A 17,235-nucleotide genomic window follows, 5' to 3' on the forward strand; every position below is an offset into this window, starting at 1 on the left:
ACGTCATTCCTTTCCGAGTGGTGTCGCGATCAAAAGGCCGATCGCCACCAGTTTCAAAGCGCAGGGCACTCCTGCGTAGAGCAAAGTCAAAGTCGTCAGAGCGGCATCGCTGTTGTCGGCACCCGACACGAAACCGCTGGCTTCGAGGATGGGCAAAAGCGCGATGGCCGCAAAAGCCAGTGTGAATTTCGACACGAAGCCCCAGAGGGCAAACCCCTCGGACGCATTCGGCGCAACGGTCTCCATGCGGCGCGCGAAAACCGCCGGCAACAGCGTCAGGTCCGCGCCAACCGCAGCGCCGGACGCGAGGCAGATGATCGCGAACCAAACCGTGTCTCCGCTGCCCAGCGTCATGGCAAAGCTGAAGGCTACAATCGCCAGGACCATCGCAGCCAAAAGCGCCGACTTGGCACCAATGCGTTCTGCCAAAGCCCCCCAAAGCGGCGCGGCAGCCGCCGCCGCCAGGAAGAAAAGCAGCAACAACGGCCCTTCCCAACCGGGTGCATCCAGACGGCTTTCCACGAAGAACAGAAACAGCGTTGAACTCACCGCAACCGGCGCTGCGTTGACCAGCGCGATCAGCAGCAAACGGCGCGAGATTTGATCCTTGAGGACGATCCCGAACCCGGCTGATGGCTCTGTCGTCGCGCCGCGCCACTCGTTGTGCATCGCGATCCCGGCGATCAGGCACGCGAGGGCAAACACAGAAGCATAGGCCACGAATTCGGGCCACGCGATCGCCAGAAAGACCGACGGCATAACCGAGGCCACACAGACCCCAAGCAATGCCCCAGTCTCGCGCCACCGCGCCACCCGCAGGTAACCAACGTCGCCTCCCAGCGTCCTGGCCTTCTGCACGCCGCGCGCGTAGAAGTTGATGGTCAGAAAGCTGAACGCGGAAAAGACCAGCGTCAGCATCACGGCGAACCAGAGGATCGGGTTTGTCGGCGGCGTGACCGCGAACAGCCCCAGCATCGCCGCGCCCATGATCGCCAATGTCACACCGACGGCGATCCCCTGAACATGACTTACCGCAACGGCAAGTTTGCCAAGCAGCGGATCCTGCACGACGTCCAGCAGACGCAATGCGAACAGCACCGTCCCGAGCGCCGCAAGGCTCACACCATATTCATCGACGTAAAACTTCGGCGCATGGATATAGATCGGCAAACCCGCTGCCGCGAGGACCGCCGCGAAGACCGCGTAGGCGCCAAGGTTTTGCCGATCCGCCACCATCACTGGCTGACTTCTTCCAAAGGTGGTTCGGTGCGGGTCCGGTATCGCGACCCTTTCCACCAAAGTTTGAGCGCCTGCCAATGGATCAAGGCCAGCACGCGCCGCGACCCAAGCGGACGCCGCACCACAGACCGCATTATAGACCAATTGCTGATCGTCTTGCGCGGCCCTGTAAGCGTGGCGATCAGGCCACCCGATGCTTGCGAATAGTCAATCCAGATGCCGATCTTGTCGGGCCGGATGTCAAAGCGGAACTCGTATCCGCCTTCGACGGGCTGAAAAGGCGACACATAGAAAATTTTTGTCGCCTGCAAGCGGTCCGACGCCCCAATGGGCGAATTGTCCGGCTTGCGGCAGAGATAGGAATGACGGTCGCCAAAGGTGTTGGACACCTCCGCGATCACGGCCACCAGATTGTCCTTCTCATCATGCGCCAGCCAGAACGACACCGGGTTGAACACGTGGCCCAGAAAGCGGGGCTGTGCCAGCAGCAGCAACCGACCCCGCGCCCGGACCTGATGCGCATCCAGCACATCGCGCGCCCATGCGGCACCGCGCCCTTCACCCGGCGCACCGCCATGGTCCACATCCTGAAGACTGGCCACGTTGCCCTTGTTACGCGAAAACAGCCAGGGCGTTTTCGGCTCAGCCTCCGCGTCCAGCATCACGTAGTCGATGGAATAGCGAAACGCGTTTTCCGTGCTTCCCTTTCGACCGTGATAGGTGTGGCCAACGATATGATCGACAACCTTCATTCGGCAGCCACCGCAACCGCGTTCCGCGCCCGGATCGCATCGACCACGTCCACCGCGCTGCCCAGCCCGTCTTCGTGAAAGCCGTTCTTCATCCAGGCACCACAGAACCATGTCCGGTGTGTGCCGTTCATGTCGCGCACGATGTCCTGTGCCGCCAGTGCATCAAGGTCATAAACCGGGTGACGCAGCGTGCATTCGTCGTAGATCAGCTCTTCGCGGATCGGACGGGTGGTGTTCAGCGTCACGAAATGAGGGTCGTTTTCCGGGATCGGCTGAAGGCTGTTCATCCAATAGGTCAGGTCAATCGTGTTCAGCTCTTTGGCTTCCGCTTCGGTATAGTTCCACAACGACCAGCAAATCCGCTTCTTCGGCATGATGCTGGCATCCGCATGAAGAACGATCCGGTTCGGCTGGTAGGTGATTGCGCCCAGCGCCCGCTTCTCCAGCGGGGTCGCATCTGCCAAGAGCCGCAGCGTGTCGTCGGAATGGGTGGCGAACACCACCTCGTCATACCGCTCCCATTCTGACCCGTACGCCTTGACCTCGGCCCCCATGACATCGCGGCGCACCGCATCGATCGGCGCACCGAGGCGCAGCGTCACGTTCCGATTTTTCATCGACGCCTCAAGACGCCGGACATATTCGATGGACCCGCCCTGAACCGTGTACCATTGATGCTGGCCAGTGGCAGACAGCAGCGCGTGGTTCTCCATGAATTGCACCAGCGCATGGGCCGGAAAATCCATGATCTTTTCCGTCGGCGTCGACCAGATCGCACCCGTCAGCGGCAGCAGGTAATACTCTCGAAACCACTCGCCCGTGCCCAACTGCTCCAGAAAAATACCAAGGCTCAGGCTTCGGTCCCGTGTCGCGTCCAGTGCGCGCTTGTTGAACTTCGCGATGTCCGCCAGCATCCGCAGGAACTTGGGATTCACGAGATTCTTTTTCTGCGCAAAGACCGACCCGATTGACGCAAGCGCATATTCGACACGCCCACCATCAAGACTGGCCCCGAAGCTCATGTTGCTCTTCGTCACCGGCACGTCGAGCGATTTGAACAGCCGCGCAAGATGCGGGTAGTTGGCGTAGTTGAAAACGATGAACCCGGTATCGACAGGCTGGTCGCCATTCTTGCCCGCGACGATGGTGCGCGCATGCCCGCCCAAACGCGGTTCCGCTTCGTACAGGGTGACGTGGTGATCTTCGGACAGCATATGCGCTGCCCCCATTCCCGAAATCCCTGCGCCAATCACGGCAATCTTCTTGGGGGCGCTGGCGCGGGCTTCAAACGGCATGCTGGTCTCTTTCTTTGGTGTGTCTAGTTCTGTTTACGCTCTACTCTGCACTCCGGATGAAAAGAAAAAGAAAATAATCTGTGATCCAAACCTGTACTTGAGCCGTATCTTCTACATGTTCACGACAACCGTGCTCACTTCGGATCGCCATATCGCTCCCGTTGCCAAAGGAGTGGAAATGCGCGATTCCGGCGGGATGGGCGCGAACGGAACGGATATTTTGACTGCAGGAATGACAAACGACGTCGTACCTTGGGTGGACGACCTGATTGCGGTCCGCGATGCGCGGGACGAAGGCGCGTTTATACGAGTGTTTGGCCATTTCGGCCCACGGGTAAAGGCATTCCTGATGCGAACGGGAATGGATGCAGCACTGGCTGAAGAATGTGCGCAGGAAGTGCTCGTGACCGTTTGGAACAAGGCGCATCTCTACGATGCGACACGGGCAAGTCCATCGACATGGATTTTTACCATCGCCCGGAACAAGAAAATCGACGTGCTGCGCAAACAGCGGCGTCCGGAACCCGAAGACTTACCTTGGGGTCCGGAATCAGAGCCGGATCAGGAAGACGTGATCGGCCTGCAACAGGAGAGCGAGCAACTGGGTCGTGCCTTGCGCGATCTGCCCGAGAAACAAAGAGAATTGATTGAAAAGGCCTATTTCGGTGATCTGTCGCACAGCGAGATCGCCGATCAGACCGGGCTGCCACTGGGCACGATCAAATCTCGTATTAGGTTGGCGCTTGAGCGTTTGCGCCACTCGATGAAGTGAACTTGAAATGACCGTTAAACACCACCTTACAGACGACCTCCTGATGGCCTACTCGGCAGGTGACCTGCCCGAAGCCGTCAACCTGATCGTCGCAACCCATATCTCGCTCTGCGATGAATGCAGGGCAGCGTTGGGCAGCTATGATGCTGTGGGCGGCGCCGTGCTCGACACCTGCACCACCGTCGAGATGTCGAAGGCCAGCCTGAACACAGTTCTGGACATGATCCATGCGCAGGACACGCAGGTTCAGGACAAGCCTGTTTCGGCAAGGATCAAGGACGATGTTCTGCCTGCACCCCTGATCGACTATGTCGGCGGAGGCCTTGAGAACGTGCGCTGGCGCTCGGCCGGCATGGGCGTGAAACAGGCGATCCTGCCCACGTCAAAAGACGCGACTGCGCGCCTGCTCTATATCCCGGCGGGCACAGCCATTCCGGATCACGGGCATAGCGGGCTTGAATTGACGCTTGTTTTGAAGGGAGCGTTTCAGGATGAAGGCGGGTATTTCGGCCGCGGCGATATCGAGGTCGCCAGCGAAGACCTGAACCACACGCCTGTAGCTGACATTTCCGAGGATTGCATCTGCCTCGCAGTCACCGATGCACCGCTCAAGTTCAAGGGCTTGGTGCCGCGCATCGCGCAGCCGTTCCTCGGCATATAAGCCGACAGTCAGACCAACGAAAAAGGGGGCCGATCGGCCCCCTTTTCTTTTGCGCTTAGGCTTTTTTCTTCTTCGGCGGCATCAGATCGGTGATCGTGCCCTCGAACATCTCGGCTGCAAAGTTCACCGTTTCCGACAGTGTCGGGTGCGGGTGGATCGTGTGGCCCAGATCAACCGCGTCTGCGCCCATCTCGATCGCCAGCGCCACTTCCGAGATCAGATCACCGGCATTGGTACCGACGATGCAGGCCCCGATCACGCGGTCATCTTCGGGATCGAACAGAAGCTTGGTAATGCCCTCGTTCCGTCCATTCGCCAAGGACCGGCCAGAGGCCGCCCAAGGGAACACGCCCTTTTCGTACTTGATGCCCTGCGCCTTGGCCTGCGTTTCGGTCACGCCGCACCACGCCACTTCCGGATCGGTATAGGCGACCGACGGGATCAGCGACGCATCGAAGAACCGCTTGTGCCCGGCACAAACCTCGGCCGCAACCTTGCCCTCATGCACCGCCTTGTGCGCCAGCATCGGCTGGCCGACCACATCACCAATGGCGAAGATATGCGGCACGCCAGTGCGCTGTTGCTTGTCCACGGCGATAAAGCCGCGATCATCCACAGCCACACCTGCTTTTTCGGCATCAATCAGCTTGCCATTCGGCTTGCGGCCAACAGCAACCAGCACCTTGTCGAACGTATCTTCAAAGGTCTCGCCCTTGTCGTTCTCGAACGTGACCTTGAGACCCTTCTTCTGCGCTTCAACCGCCGTCACCTTGGTCTTGAGCCAGATGTTCTCGTACCGGCCCTCGATCCGCTTGTGCAGCGGCTTGACGATGTCCTTGTCAGCGCCCGGCATCAGTTGGTCCATGAACTCCACAACCGAGATCTTGGCCCCCAGCGCGTCATACACACAGGCCATTTCCAGACCGATGATCCCACCGCCCAGAATGAGCATCCGCTTCGGAATATCCCGCAGCTCCAGCGCCCCGGTACTGTCGATCACGCGTTCATCGTCATGCGGAATGAACGGCAGGTTCACAGGCTCAGAGCCAGCCGCGATGATGCACTGGTCAAAGCTGACATTGGTCTTGCCGCTGTCACCGATCACTTCGATCATGTTTGGCCCGGTGAAGGTGCCATAGCCTTGGACCACCTGAACCTTGCGACCTTTGGCAAGGCCACTCAGACCGCCGGTCAACTGACCGACAACGCTGTTCTTGAAGTCGCGCAGTTCATCAAGATCGATCTTCGGCTTGCCAAAGCTGATCCCGTGCGCCGACATCTCTTCGGCCTCGGTGATCACCTTGGCAACATGCAGCAGCGCCTTGGACGGAATACAGCCCACGTTCAGACACACGCCACCCAGCGACGGATACTTTTCGATCAAGACAACTTTCTTGCCCAGATCGGCGGCGCGAAATGCTGCAGTGTAACCGCCCGGGCCAGAACCCAGAACCACCACTTCGGCATGCACATCTCCCTTGCCAGACGCTGTGCCGGTGGCCGCGACAGATTTCGGCGCTTCAGGCGCTTCCTCTGCCGCCTTCGGCGCCTCGTCCGCTTTGGCGTCCGCGCTTTCCAGAACCATGATCACGGTGCCTTCGGACACCTTGTCACCTTCGGCCACCTTGATCTCGGTGATCTTGCCGGCGGCAGGCGATGGCACTTCCATCGTGGCCTTGTCGGATTCCAGTTCAATCAGCGGGTCTTCGGCGGAAACCGTATCGCCCACGCTGACCAGAACAGTCACAACGGGTACGTCTTTGAAATCCCCGATATCGGGTACTTTAACATCCATCAGATCGTCCCCCTCACCACATCAACTTGCGCATATCGCCCAGCAGGGTCTTGAGCGTCACGCAGAAGCGCGCGGCCAAGGCCCCATCGACGGCACGGTGGTCATACGACAGCGACAGCGGCTGCATCAGGCGCGGCACGAATTCCGAGCCGTTCCAGACCGGTGCCATCTTGGATCGGGTCAGACCCAGGATGGCCACTTCGGGCGCATTCACGATGGGGGTAAAGCTGGTGCCCCCGATGCCGCCCAGTGACGAGATGGTAAAGGTCGCGCCCTGCATGTCCTTGGACTTCAGGTTGCCTTCCCGTGCTGCCTTGGACAGGTCCATCAGTTCCTTGGAAATCTCGACCAGACCCTTGCGGTCCGCGTCCTTGATCACCGGAACCATCAGGCCGTTCGGTGTGTCTGCCGCAAAGCCGATGTTGTAGAAGTCCTTCTTGATCAGCTTGTCGCCATCGGGATGGATCGACGAATTGAACTCCCAATGCTCTTTCAGAGCCGACACAGACGCCTTGATCACAAAGGACAGGAGCGTCACGCGATAGCCGTTGTCCTTGGCCATCGTGTCCATTTCCTTGCGGTATTGGTCGAGATCCGTGATGTCCGCCTCGTCATTATGCGTGACATGCGGAATGTTGAGCCAGGACCGGTGCAGCGCCGGGCCCGAGATCTTCTTGATCCGGGGCATCTCGATCTCTTCGATCGGCCCGAACTTGGAAAAGTCCACAGCCGGGATCGGCGGGATACCCATGCCACCAGACACAGCGCCACCCGCAGCAGCCGGGGCCGCTGTCGCCTTCAACGCCTTCATCACGTCTTCACGCAGGATACGACCCTTGCGACCAGTGCCGTTCACCGTGGCCAGATCGACCTCAACGGTACGAGCAAACGCCCGAACCGACGGTGAGGCGTGGATCTTGCCGAACCCGGCATCGGTTTTGGCCGCCACAGGGGCCGCAGCCGGAGCAGCGGCGGCAGGGGCTTCCGCTTTGGACAATTCTGCCTTGGGTTCTTCCTTGGGCGCTGCGGCAGCGCCATCAGCCTCAAGGATCAGGATCAACGATCCTTCGGAAACCTTGTCGCCTTCGGACACCTTGATCTCTTTCACCACACCAGCGGCAGAGCTGGGCACTTCCATCGTTGCCTTGTCGGACTCAAGTTCGACAATCGGGTCTTCCACAGCAATCGTATCACCCACGCTCACCAGAACGGTGACAACAGGCACATCGTTGAAATCGCCGATGTCGGGTACTTTAACTTCTACGGTCATAGTCTTGTTCTCCTCCCGCTCAAACCAGACGCGGGTTCGGCTTGTCGCCGTCGATGTCGTATTTCTTCAAAGCCAGTTGCAGGTCTTTCTCGGTCACCACGCCCTCGCGGTAGAGATCGACCATCGCAGCGGCGGCGATGTGGTTGGCGTCCACTTCAAAGAACCGGCGCAGGTTCACGCGGCTGTCCGACCGGCCATAGCCATCGGTGCCCAGAACCGTGAATCGACCCGGCACAAAGGCGCGGATTTGTTCAGCGTAGTTCTTCATGTAGTCGGTCGCGGCAATAACCGGGCCTTTCGCACCCTCTAGCTGCTGGGTGACATAGGGCACCTTTGGCTCGGCCAGCGGGTTCAGACGGTTGTGACGCGCACAATCCTGACCATCCCGCGCCAACTCGTTCAGCGACGTGGCCGACCAGATGTCCGATGTGACACCGAAATCTTCCTTCAGCATCTCAGCCGCCTTGAGCGCCTGCACAAGGATCGTACCAGACCCCAACAAGTTCACATGCTTCTTGCCCGGCTTCGCAGTTTTCGAGAAGCGATAGAGGCCTTTGACGATGCCCTCTTCCGCGCCCATCGGCATTTCAGGATGCTGATAGTTCTCGTTCATCAAGGTCAGGTAGAAATAGACATCTTCCTGATCGACAAACATCCGCTGCAACCCGTGCTGCACGATCACCGCCACTTCATAGCTGAAGGTCGGGTCATAGCTGATGCAGTTCGGAATGGTGCCCGCAAGAATATGCGAATGCCCGTCCTCGTGCTGCAACCCTTCGCCGTTCAACGTGGTCCGCCCGGCGGTCCCGCCCAGCATGAAGCCCCGCGCACGGCTGTCCCCAGCGGCCCAAGCCAGATCGCCGATCCGCTGGAAACCGAACATCGAGTAGTAGATGAAGAACGGGATCATCGGCACGCCATGGTTGGAATACGACGTTGCCGCCGCGATCCAATCCGCCATAGCACCCGCTTCGTTGATGCCTTCCTGAAGAACCTGACCATCCAGGCTCTCTTTGTAGAACATCATCTGGTCTTTATCCTGCGGAGTGTAGTTCTGCCCCAGCGGATTGTAGATGCCCGCCGACCGGAACAGACCTTCCATCCCGAAGGTGCGGCTTTCATCCGGCACAATCGGCACGATATTCTTGCCGATCTTCTTGTCCCGGAGCAGCGTCGTCAGGATACGCACGAACGCCATGGTCGTGGAAATCTCGCGATCACCCGTGGATTCAAGCTGACCTTTGAACTGATCCAATGCCGGGATTTCCAGCTTCGGCGCGTCTCTCCAGTGGCGCACCGGGAACGACCCGCCCAGCTCTTTCCGGCGATCCGCCAGATAGGCTTTCTGCGCGTTGTTCAGGCTGACAAACGGTACGTCCTTTTCCAGCTCTTCGTCGGTGACCGGAATCTGGAACCGATCCCGCATCGCCTTAAGCTGGTCGAACTGCATTTTCTTCTGCTGGTGCGTGGTGTTCTGGCCTTCGCCAGCGGTACCCATGCCGTAACCTTTGACAGTCTTGACCAGCAGACAGGTCGGCGTGCCCTTGGCTTTGGTCGCCCGCAGGAACGCGTTATACACCTTCTTCGGATCATGCCCGCCCCGGCGCAGCGCCCAGATCTGATCGTCGGTCCAGTCTTCCACCAGAGCGGCCGTCTCGGGATACTTTCCGAAGAAATGCTCGCGGATATACGCGCCGTCTTTTGACTTGAACGTCTGGTAGTCGCCATCGACGGTTTCATCCATCAACTGGCGCAGCTTGCCGGACGTGTCCCGCTCCAACAGCTCGTCCCAGCCACGACCCCAGAGCAGCTTGATCACGTCCCAACCGGCACCCCGGAAGTCGCCCTCAAGCTCCTGCACGATTTTGCCGTTGCCGCGCACCGGGCCATCCAGACGCTGCAGGTTGCAGTTCACAACAAAGATCAGGTTATCGAGGCCCTCGCGATGCGCCAGATCAATGGCACCCCGGCTTTCCGGTTCGTCCATCTCGCCGTCGCCAAGGAAGCACCACACCTTGCGGTCGCCCATGTCGATAAGCCCGCGGTTGTGCATGTATTTCATGAACCGCGCCTGATAGATCGCCATGAGCGGTCCCAGACCCATCGAAACGGTCGGGAACTGCCAGTAATCCGGCATCAGCCACGGGTGCGGATACGAACTCAGACCACCACCCGAAACTTCAGAGCGGAAATTCTCAAGCTCTTCGGCGCTGATGCGCCCTTCCATAAAGGATCGCGCGTAAATGCCGGGAATGACGTGACCTTGGAAAAACACCAGATCACCGCCGTGAATGGCAGATTTCGACCGCCAAAAATGGTTCAGACCAATGTCATAGAGCGCAGCCGAAGACGCGAAGGATGCAATGTGCCCACCGTATTCGCTGCTTTCCTTGTTCCGTTTCACAACGGTGGCCATCGCGTTCCAACGATTGATCGTCCGGATGCGCCATTCCATCTCGATGTCGCCGGGGATGTCGACTTCGTCGTCCGGTGCAATGGTGTTCTGATACGGCGTGGTCGCCGAGAACGGCAGCTTGGCACCAGCGGCGCGCGCCTGTTGCACCGCCTTGTCGAGCAGGAAATGCGCGCGATCCGCGCCATCCCGAAGGATCACGTCTTCTATCGCGTCTTGCCATTCCTGAGATTCGACCGGGTCAATATCGTTCGGGCTGTCTTTCATAATCCCTCTTCCCTTGGTCTGGCCGCAGCGGCCACTAGTTTATCATTGAACAAATTGCTTGCGCGCAACATCGCTCAACCATCTAACGCGCTCCTAGCATGGCCGGTTCCCTAGGGGCAGTACCCCAGAGGCATAACATCCATGCAGCAGACGCATGGCAAACTAATTTAATGCTAAACTAAATAAACCGCACACGTTGCGCCAAACGCCTTTTCCACCACGCAAAGCGTAGCATCAAATAAGCCGGGTTGCGACCGTGCCGATCAGGGAATCATGGGAAATGCAAAGCGACCCGCACGCGGTCTTTCAACGTGCGGGCCCACTCTGACTAGGCAACCTGTCGTTCGCGGGAAAACAGGTTGATGCGGGACATGTCCCCGCAGGACAGCGTCACCAAAACATCGGGTTCAATCGAGGCCCAACTCAGCGTCTTGGAATCCAATGGCTCTGACGCCAGGATCCATCCACCTTCGCTGGTTTTCGCAGCATACAGGCTCGGCGCTCGGGCATCGCTGGAATGTCGGAACGCGTAGATCAACTCGCCGTCCGACATGACGCAGGTGAGACGCACCGCTTCGTCGCAGCCTTGCCCGTAGCAGCTATGCTCCTGCAAAAGTGCTACAACGGCGCGCACTGCCTCGGCGGGATTGTCCTCAAGCCCATGCGCCATCAGCAGAAGAAAAATCAATTCCGAATCCGTCGTGCCCCGCCGTGCAAGATACAGATCGTCCGGCAGCAACGCCTCAAGCGCACGACGGATGCGGTCGATATCCGGCACCTGACCATTGTGCATGAACGACCAGCGCCGATGCGCAAAGGGATGGCAATTGAGCCGCGTTGTCTCGCCCGTCGTCGACGCGCGGACATGCGCGAGGAACAGCGAAGACCGGATCATCTTGCACAGGCTGAGAAGATTCCCGTCGGACCAGGCCGGCAGCACATCCCGATACAGCCCCGGACCTTCGCCTTCGGCGTACCACGCAAAGCCGAACCCGTCGCCCTGTACGGCCAGCTTCGCTTCGTTTGCGTGCTGGCTTTGTTCAAGCAACGAATGCGCCGGGTCGACGACAACATGCGCTATGGGAACAGCAGGTCCCAGATACGCCGCCAACCGACACATTGTCAGTGCCCGGCTTTGCTGTGCCGCGCTTCAATCCGCGCGTGCATCTGACGGATCATCCGGCTGGCCGTTGTTTCGAACAAAGGTGGAATGATCGCATGGATCAGCGCCGCCATGGACGCAAGGAACAGCCGCCCGGCAAAGCCGAACGCAAAGCCCGCATGCTGCAGGTAGGTTTCGTTCACGCTGGCCGGATGGTCGATAAAGCCGCGCAGGAAGCCGGGTCGCGCCGCTGTGTCGGTGTCTTGAACTGCCATGGGATGCTCCTTGCCTTGATGCCTGTCGGTATCATGCCAGATCAACAAAGAGCGGTTTTCCCAAAAATCATGCCTCGACGCATAATCCTTGGGAATTTTTCACACTATGGAATCAAAAGAAGAGATAATTTCTCAAACGAGAAAGCAATCACAGGTCGAACGTCGCAAACACCGGCGCATGGTCGCTGGGTTGCTCCCACCCACGGGCGTCCCGCAGGATACGGCTGGAATGTGCCGCGTTCGAAATGTCCGGTGTCGCCCAAACATGGTCCAACCGCCGTCCCTTGTCCGCGGCATCCCAATCCTTGGCCCGGTAGCTCCACCAGGAATATAGCAGCCCCTCGGGAATATCCTGACGGGTCACGTCGACCCAGCCACCCGCATCCTGCGTTTCCCCGAAATGCTCGACCTCGATGGGCGTGTGGCTCACCACCTTGAGCAGTTGCTTGTGTGACCACACATCATCCTCGCGCGGCGCGATGTTCAGATCACCAACCAGGATGGCCTTCTCGGGCTTTTCAGCATGAAACCAGTCCCGCATCTCGGTCAGATAATCGAGCTTCTGCCCAAACTTCTCGTTCACCTCACGGTCCGGCACATCACCACCTGCAGGCACGTAGACGTTGTGGATCGTCAGCCCGTTTTCCAACCGTCCCGCCACATGGCGGGCGTGACCCAAGCTGGCAAAGTCCTTATCGCCCAGATCTTCAATCGGCAGCTTCGACAGGATGGCAACTCCGTTGTACCCCTTCTGCCCCCGCGCGATCATGTGGCCATAGCCCAGCGCCCGGAACTGCTCCATCGGGATCTTCTCAACGGGGCTTTTGCACTCTTGCAGGCAGAGAACATCCGGCCCTTCCTCAGCCATCAGCTTTGCCACCAGCCCTTCACGCAGACGGACCGAATTGATGTTCCAGGTGGCAAGGGTGAACGGCATGAGCGGCATCTCCGGCGCAGGGGTTGAGGTCGCCAGACACTGCCCCCGCAAGGCCCCGGTCGCAACCCGGAAACCGACACGAAAAAACGCCCCGGCTATGGCATCCGGGGCGTCAAGGTGGTCTGCGAACAGACGAGGGAGGATTGATTACCAGTCCTTCGGACCCTTGTCGGCAAACTGGTGAACCAGAAAGTCTATAAAGGCGCGGACTTTGGGTTGGGTGAACCGGCCCGGAGGATAGACCGCGTAAATGCCCTGCGTGTCGATGGGCAGATCCGGCATCGCATCTTCGACCAGTCCTTTTTCCATCGCATCGGCGTATAGGAAGGACGGCAGGTAGGCGATGCCAAGGCCCGCGACGCAGGCGTTGAGCAGCGATTGCCCATCATTGACCGAAAGCCAGCCTGCGGTGCGAATCTGACGCTTTTCGCCCGACGGCGCTGTCACTTTCCACACATTGCCGCTCGACTGGTTCGAGTAGTGCAAGAGCTTGTGCTCGTTCAGATCGTCGATCCGGCGCGGGCGGCCATATTTCTCGAAATAGGACGGTGCCGCGATCATCCGTTTGGTGGTCTCGGTCAACTTGCGTGCGCGCAGGGTGCTGTCTTCCAGTTCCCCGATGCGCACTGCCATGTCAAAGCCTTCAGAGATCAGCTCAACATACCGGTTGTTCAGAACCATGTTCACGGTGATGTCCGGGAAGTCCGACAGGAACTCGCCCAGCACCGGCGACAGGTGGTTTACACCGAAATCGGTTGCCACGCTGATCCGCAACAGCCCAGACGGCGCGGATTGCATTGATGTCACCAGCGCATCAGCTTCACCTGCATCGTTCAGCACCCGACGCGCACGGTCATAGTACGCCAGACCAATCTCGGTCGGGCTCACACGACGTGTCGTCCGGTTCAGCAGTCGCGCACCAAGCCGGGCCTCCAGTGAGGACACATGCTTCGAGACAGCGGATTTCGAAATCCCCATCTTCTTGGCCGCGTCAGTGAAGCCACCCTGATCCACAACCGTGGCAAAGGCCTCCATTTCGGTAAGACGGTCCATACAAATTCCTCGTGTTTCGTTGGATTGGGTATGACCATCAAATCAGGCGCGACTTAGGCGCAGACCGGACAATACGGGGGAATTGTAGTGATCGTCAGCGGCAGGGAAACGGCAACCAAACCCGGTTTTGGCGCAACTTTGATTTTGCGAACCACAAAACCCGGCCTACTCTTGACCTTGGGGAAGGCGCACTTCCTCACTAGGGAGAAGTATTCATGAAACGTTTTATTCTCGGGGCCGCGATTGCCCTTGCCACAGCAGGTTTTGTCCATGCAGGCGAAACGCCCTCTGCGCCAGACGCAACCGTCTACGTGATCAACCTTGAAAACGGCGCAACCGTGCAATCCCCGGTCACAGTGATCTTCGGACTTGCCGGAATGGGCGTGGCCCCCGCTGGTGTCGAAAAAGAGGCGACCGGTCATCACCACATTCTGCTCAACCGCGCGCCGTTCGGCGAAGGTGCAGACGACGCTGAACTGATTGCCAACGGCATCCCGTCAGATGAAAACCACCTGCATTTCGGCGGCGGACAAACACAGGCCAGCCTCGATCTGCCAGCCGGGACGCACACAATTCAATTGGTGCTGGGCGACCACTTCCACGTCCCTCACAACCCGCCTGTGGTCAGCGACGTGATCACGATCACCGTCACCGAATGACAAAAAGCCGGGCGCAAGGCCCGGCTTTCCGTTTCGTCTGGGGGTCACACCTTACGCAGCTTTGCGCTGGTGTTTGCCCTCTTCGATCTCTTCCACGATCTTCGACACGAATGCCTTGAGGTCTTCCGGCTGACGGCTCGTGATAATGCCCTGATCCACAACGACCGCTTCGTCTTTCCACGTCGCACCGGCGTTGGTCACGTCGGTCTTGATCGAATGGTACGATGTCGCATCGCGCCCTTTCAGGATACCGGCCTCGACCAGCACCCACGGCGCGTGGCAGACAGCGGCAATCGTCTTGCCCTGATCATGGAAGGCACGCACCAGATTCAGCACGTCCTCGTCTACGCGCAGAAGGTCTGGGTTGATCTGACCGCCGGGAATGACCAGCGCGTCGTAGTCATCTGCGGAAACGTCCGAGATCTTGGCATCGGCTTCCGCCTCACGGCCCCAGTCGCTGCCTTCCCAACCCTTGATGGCGTTGCCATCGGGCGTCGCCACATGCAGCGTGGCCCCCTTGGCACGCAGCTGGTCGCGCGGGAATTCCAGTTCGGATTGTTCAAAGCCGTGGGTCGAAACAAGTAGGATTTTTGCGTCATTGATTGCAGGCACGATAAGCCTCCTGATGAATTGAATGTCCAAGCGGGGCCTCGTGCCCCACCGTCTGTTCACTCAACGCATCAGGCGACCAACCGTTCCTTACAATGAAGCAGCCAACCGCGTACCTTGATCAATCGCCCGCTTGGCGTCCAGTTCTGCGGCCACATCAGCACCACCGATCACGTGACAGGACACGCCCTTGGCCTCAAGCGCATCGGCCAGAGACCGCTCCGAGACTTGCCCGGCGCATAGAACAACCGTATCGCAGGCGATCACCTCAGGCCGTTCCCGTGCCTCGCCGTAGGAGATGTGCAGACCTTCGGCGTCAATGCGTTCGTAGTTCACACCCGCCTTCATCTGCACATCTTTCATCATCAGGCTCGCGCGATGAATCCAACCTGTGGTCTTGCCCAACCGCTTGCCCGGCTTCTCCGCCTTGCGCTGCAGCAGCGTCACCTGCCGCGCCGGCGCACTCGGTTGCGGCCCTTCCGGGACCAGACCAGACCTCTGCTCTGCCGGATCGGCGACACCCCATTCCTTCATCCATTCCGGCAGGTTCTCGGTCGGGCTCTCGCCTTCGTGCACAAGATACTCCGACACATCGAACCCAATCCCCCCGGCACCCACAACCGCCACACGCTCTCCAACTGCCGCTTTGCCGCGCAACACATCCACATAGCCCAACACGTTCGGCCCGTCCTGACCGGGGATCTGCGGATCGCGCGGCAGAACGCCCGTTGCGATGATCACCTCGTCAAAGCCGGTCAGATCGTCCGCGCTAACCTCTTTGCCCAAGGACACCGTGACGCCCGTTTCCGCCACCATCGTGCGGAACCAATCGACCAGCCCCCAGAACTCTTCCTTGCCCGGCACCTGCTTGGCCATGTTGAGCTGACCCCCAATTTCGTCGGCCTTGTCGAACAGCGTCACCTGATGCCCGCGCTCCGCCGCTGTGATTGCCGCCGACAGGCCCGCCGGACCGGCACCCACCACCGCAACGCGCTTTGCATTAACGGTTGGTTCAACTTTCAGCTCTGTCTCGAAACAAGCCTTCGGATTCACAAGGCAAGACGAGATCTTCATCTGGAACGTGTGATCCAGACAGGCTTGATTACATGCGATACATGGCGCGATTTGCGCACCTTTGCCCGCCGCCGCTTTCGAAACGAAATCCGGATCGGCCAGGAATGGCCGCGCCATGCTCACCATATCGGCGCATCCCGTCGCCAGGACGTCCTCGGCAACCTCGGGCGTGTTGATCCGGTTCGACGTGATCACCGGAATCCCCACCTTGCCCATCAGCTTTTTCGTCACCCAGGCAAAGGCCGCACGCGGCACACTCGTCGCAATCGTCGGAATCCGCGCCTCGTGCCAGCCGATGCCGGTGTTGATGATCGTGGCACCAGCCGCCTCAATCGCCTGCGCAAGCTGAACGACCTCTTCATGCGTCGACCCGTTCGGCACAAGGTCGATCATCGACAACCGGTAGATCACGATGAACTCCGGCCCCACCGCCTCGCGCACGCGGCGCACCACTTCGACCGGCAGGCGCATGCGGTTCTCGTACGGCCCACCCCAGCGATCCGTACGTTTGTTGGTGTGGGTCACCAGAAACTGGTTGAGGAAATATCCCTCCGACCCCATCACCTCGACCCCGTCATACCCGGCTTCCTGCGCCCGTTTCGCAGCGGTCACGATGTCACTGATCTGCTTCTCGATCCCATCCTCGTCCAACTCGATCGGCGGGAATGGAGAGATCGGGGATTTCACCGCAGAAGGTGCAACACATTCCTTACCATAGGCGTACCTCCCCGCATGGAGGATCTGCATCGCGATCTTGCCGTCGGCCTCATGCACCCGGTCGGTGACGATCCGATGGTTCGCGATGTCCTGATCGGTGAAGAGCCCAGACGCGCCCGGAAACACGCCGCCTTCGCGGTTCGGCGCCATGCCGCCAGTGACCATCAGCGCCACGCCGCCGCGTGCGCGGGTGGCATAAAACTCGGCCACGCGGTTCCAGTCGCCGGTCTCTTCCAGATTGGTGTGCATCGACCCCATCAGCACGCGGTTCTTCAGCGTGGTGAACCCAAGATCGAGCGGGGCCAACATATGCGGATAATGTGACATGGCAGAACTCCTCCGTTG

Annotated in this window: 15 protein-coding genes; 3 read left to right on the plus strand and 12 right to left on the minus strand. The window is 59.4% G+C overall.

All coding sequences use genetic code 11. The features are described 5' to 3' along the window. Positions 1-3: 3 nt before the first annotated feature. The 3 genes from ACMVPR_RS15760 to ACMVPR_RS15770 are packed head-to-tail and all read right to left on the minus strand — an operon-like array spanning position 4 to position 3,286. Positions 4-1,236: an MFS transporter gene (locus ACMVPR_RS15760; RefSeq protein WP_416884669.1), complete on the minus strand. Its 1,233-nt coding sequence runs from the start codon at positions 1,234-1,236 to the stop codon at positions 4-6. After that, positions 1,236-1,991 carry a DUF1365 domain-containing protein gene (locus ACMVPR_RS15765; RefSeq protein WP_416883650.1) on the minus strand — a complete coding sequence of 252 codons (756 nt, stop codon included), beginning with the start codon at positions 1,989-1,991 and terminating at the stop codon, positions 1,236-1,238. Before ACMVPR_RS15765 ends, ACMVPR_RS15760 begins: the two co-directional genes overlap by 1 nt. Then, positions 1,988-3,286 (minus strand): NAD(P)/FAD-dependent oxidoreductase, encoded by a 1,299-nt coding sequence (locus ACMVPR_RS15770; protein ID WP_416883651.1) that lies wholly within the window; start codon positions 3,284-3,286, stop codon positions 1,988-1,990. Before ACMVPR_RS15770 ends, ACMVPR_RS15765 begins: the two co-directional genes overlap by 4 nt. A gap of 232 nt (positions 3,287-3,518) precedes the next feature. On the opposite strand from ACMVPR_RS15770, the gene ACMVPR_RS15775 reads away from it, so the two are divergent. Further along, a complete protein-coding gene (locus ACMVPR_RS15775; protein WP_300584553.1) occupies positions 3,519-4,058 on the plus strand; it encodes a sigma-70 family RNA polymerase sigma factor in 540 nt (179 codons plus the stop codon). A 7-nt stretch (positions 4,059-4,065) separates the two neighbouring features. After that, positions 4,066-4,719, plus strand: coding sequence for a ChrR family anti-sigma-E factor (locus tag ACMVPR_RS15780; protein ID WP_300584551.1), 654 nt, complete (start codon positions 4,066-4,068; stop codon positions 4,717-4,719). 55 nt (positions 4,720-4,774) lie between these two features. On the opposite strand, the gene lpdA is transcribed toward ACMVPR_RS15780, so the two are convergent. From lpdA to ACMVPR_RS15815, 7 genes are all read right to left on the minus strand, one after another. Then, positions 4,775-6,514: a dihydrolipoyl dehydrogenase gene (gene lpdA / locus ACMVPR_RS15785; RefSeq protein ID WP_416883652.1), complete on the minus strand. Its 1,740-nt coding sequence runs from the start codon at positions 6,512-6,514 to the stop codon at positions 4,775-4,777. 13 nt (positions 6,515-6,527) lie between these two features. Beyond that, the gene (gene aceF, locus ACMVPR_RS15790) at positions 6,528-7,784 is read right to left on the minus strand and encodes a dihydrolipoyllysine-residue acetyltransferase (protein ID WP_416883653.1); all 1,257 of its coding nucleotides are present in this window, start codon (positions 7,782-7,784) and stop codon (positions 6,528-6,530) included. Between the two features lie 19 nt (positions 7,785-7,803). After that, entirely contained in the window at positions 7,804-10,464 is a 2,661-nt protein-coding gene (gene aceE, locus ACMVPR_RS15795) for a pyruvate dehydrogenase (acetyl-transferring), homodimeric type (protein ID WP_416883654.1), read from the minus strand. Between the two features lie 328 nt (positions 10,465-10,792). Next, entirely contained in the window at positions 10,793-11,584 is a 792-nt protein-coding gene (locus tag ACMVPR_RS15800; protein WP_416883655.1) for a class II glutamine amidotransferase, read from the minus strand. Between the two features lie 2 nt (positions 11,585-11,586). Continuing rightward, positions 11,587-11,841 carry a DUF6356 family protein gene (locus ACMVPR_RS15805; protein ID WP_416883656.1) on the minus strand — a complete coding sequence of 85 codons (255 nt, stop codon included), beginning with the start codon at positions 11,839-11,841 and terminating at the stop codon, positions 11,587-11,589. Between the two features lie 148 nt (positions 11,842-11,989). Then, on the minus strand, positions 11,990-12,778 hold the full coding sequence (locus ACMVPR_RS15810; protein ID WP_416883657.1) for an exodeoxyribonuclease III: 789 nt from the start codon (positions 12,776-12,778) through the stop codon (positions 11,990-11,992). A 147-nt stretch (positions 12,779-12,925) separates the two neighbouring features. After that, positions 12,926-13,831: a LysR family transcriptional regulator gene (locus ACMVPR_RS15815; protein ID WP_292265852.1), complete on the minus strand. Its 906-nt coding sequence runs from the start codon at positions 13,829-13,831 to the stop codon at positions 12,926-12,928. Positions 13,832-14,046: 215 nt separating this feature from the next. Between ACMVPR_RS15815 and ACMVPR_RS15820 the strand changes: the two genes are divergently transcribed. Then, complete coding sequence (locus ACMVPR_RS15820; protein WP_300584537.1) at positions 14,047-14,490, plus strand: DUF4399 domain-containing protein; 444 nt, start codon at positions 14,047-14,049, stop codon at positions 14,488-14,490. A gap of 51 nt (positions 14,491-14,541) precedes the next feature. Here ACMVPR_RS15820 and ACMVPR_RS15825 read toward each other — a convergent pair whose 3' ends face one another. Then, positions 14,542-15,102 carry a type 1 glutamine amidotransferase domain-containing protein gene (locus ACMVPR_RS15825; protein ID WP_416883658.1) on the minus strand — a complete coding sequence of 187 codons (561 nt, stop codon included), beginning with the start codon at positions 15,100-15,102 and terminating at the stop codon, positions 14,542-14,544. A gap of 87 nt (positions 15,103-15,189) precedes the next feature. Next, complete coding sequence (locus tag ACMVPR_RS15830) at positions 15,190-17,217, minus strand: FAD-dependent oxidoreductase (RefSeq protein WP_416883659.1); 2,028 nt, start codon at positions 17,215-17,217, stop codon at positions 15,190-15,192. Positions 17,218-17,235: the final 18 nt, after the last annotated feature.

This window comes from Marivita sp., assembly GCF_048006345.1.
In the GTDB taxonomy this organism is placed as follows: domain Bacteria; phylum Pseudomonadota; class Alphaproteobacteria; order Rhodobacterales; family Rhodobacteraceae; genus Marivita.

Bases quoted from the DNA above. Each gene is read 5' to 3' on its own strand.
- ACMVPR_RS15760 (WP_416884669.1), bottom strand. From the start codon at position 1,236: ATGGTGGCGGATCGGCAAAACCTTGGCGCCTACGCGGTCTTCGCGGCG.
- ACMVPR_RS15765 (WP_416883650.1), bottom strand. From the start codon at position 1,991: ATGAAGGTTGTCGATCATATCGTTGGCCACACCTATCACGGTCGAAAG.
- ACMVPR_RS15770 (WP_416883651.1), bottom strand. From the start codon at position 3,286: ATGCCGTTTGAAGCCCGCGCCAGCGCCCCCAAGAAGATTGCCGTGATT.
- ACMVPR_RS15775 (WP_300584553.1), top strand. From the start codon at position 3,519: ATGACAAACGACGTCGTACCTTGGGTGGACGACCTGATTGCGGTCCGC.
- ACMVPR_RS15780 (WP_300584551.1), top strand. From the start codon at position 4,066: ATGACCGTTAAACACCACCTTACAGACGACCTCCTGATGGCCTACTCG.
- lpdA (WP_416883652.1), bottom strand. From the start codon at position 6,514: ATGGATGTTAAAGTACCCGATATCGGGGATTTCAAAGACGTACCCGTT.
- aceF (WP_416883653.1), bottom strand. From the start codon at position 7,784: ATGACCGTAGAAGTTAAAGTACCCGACATCGGCGATTTCAACGATGTG.
- aceE (WP_416883654.1), bottom strand. From the start codon at position 10,464: ATGAAAGACAGCCCGAACGATATTGACCCGGTCGAATCTCAGGAATGG.
- ACMVPR_RS15800 (WP_416883655.1), bottom strand. From the start codon at position 11,584: ATGTGTCGGTTGGCGGCGTATCTGGGACCTGCTGTTCCCATAGCGCAT.
- ACMVPR_RS15805 (WP_416883656.1), bottom strand. From the start codon at position 11,841: ATGGCAGTTCAAGACACCGACACAGCGGCGCGACCCGGCTTCCTGCGC.
- ACMVPR_RS15810 (WP_416883657.1), bottom strand. From the start codon at position 12,778: ATGCCGTTCACCCTTGCCACCTGGAACATCAATTCGGTCCGTCTGCGT.
- ACMVPR_RS15815 (WP_292265852.1), bottom strand. From the start codon at position 13,831: ATGGACCGTCTTACCGAAATGGAGGCCTTTGCCACGGTTGTGGATCAG.
- ACMVPR_RS15820 (WP_300584537.1), top strand. From the start codon at position 14,047: ATGAAACGTTTTATTCTCGGGGCCGCGATTGCCCTTGCCACAGCAGGT.
- ACMVPR_RS15830 (WP_416883659.1), bottom strand. From the start codon at position 17,217: ATGTCACATTATCCGCATATGTTGGCCCCGCTCGATCTTGGGTTCACC.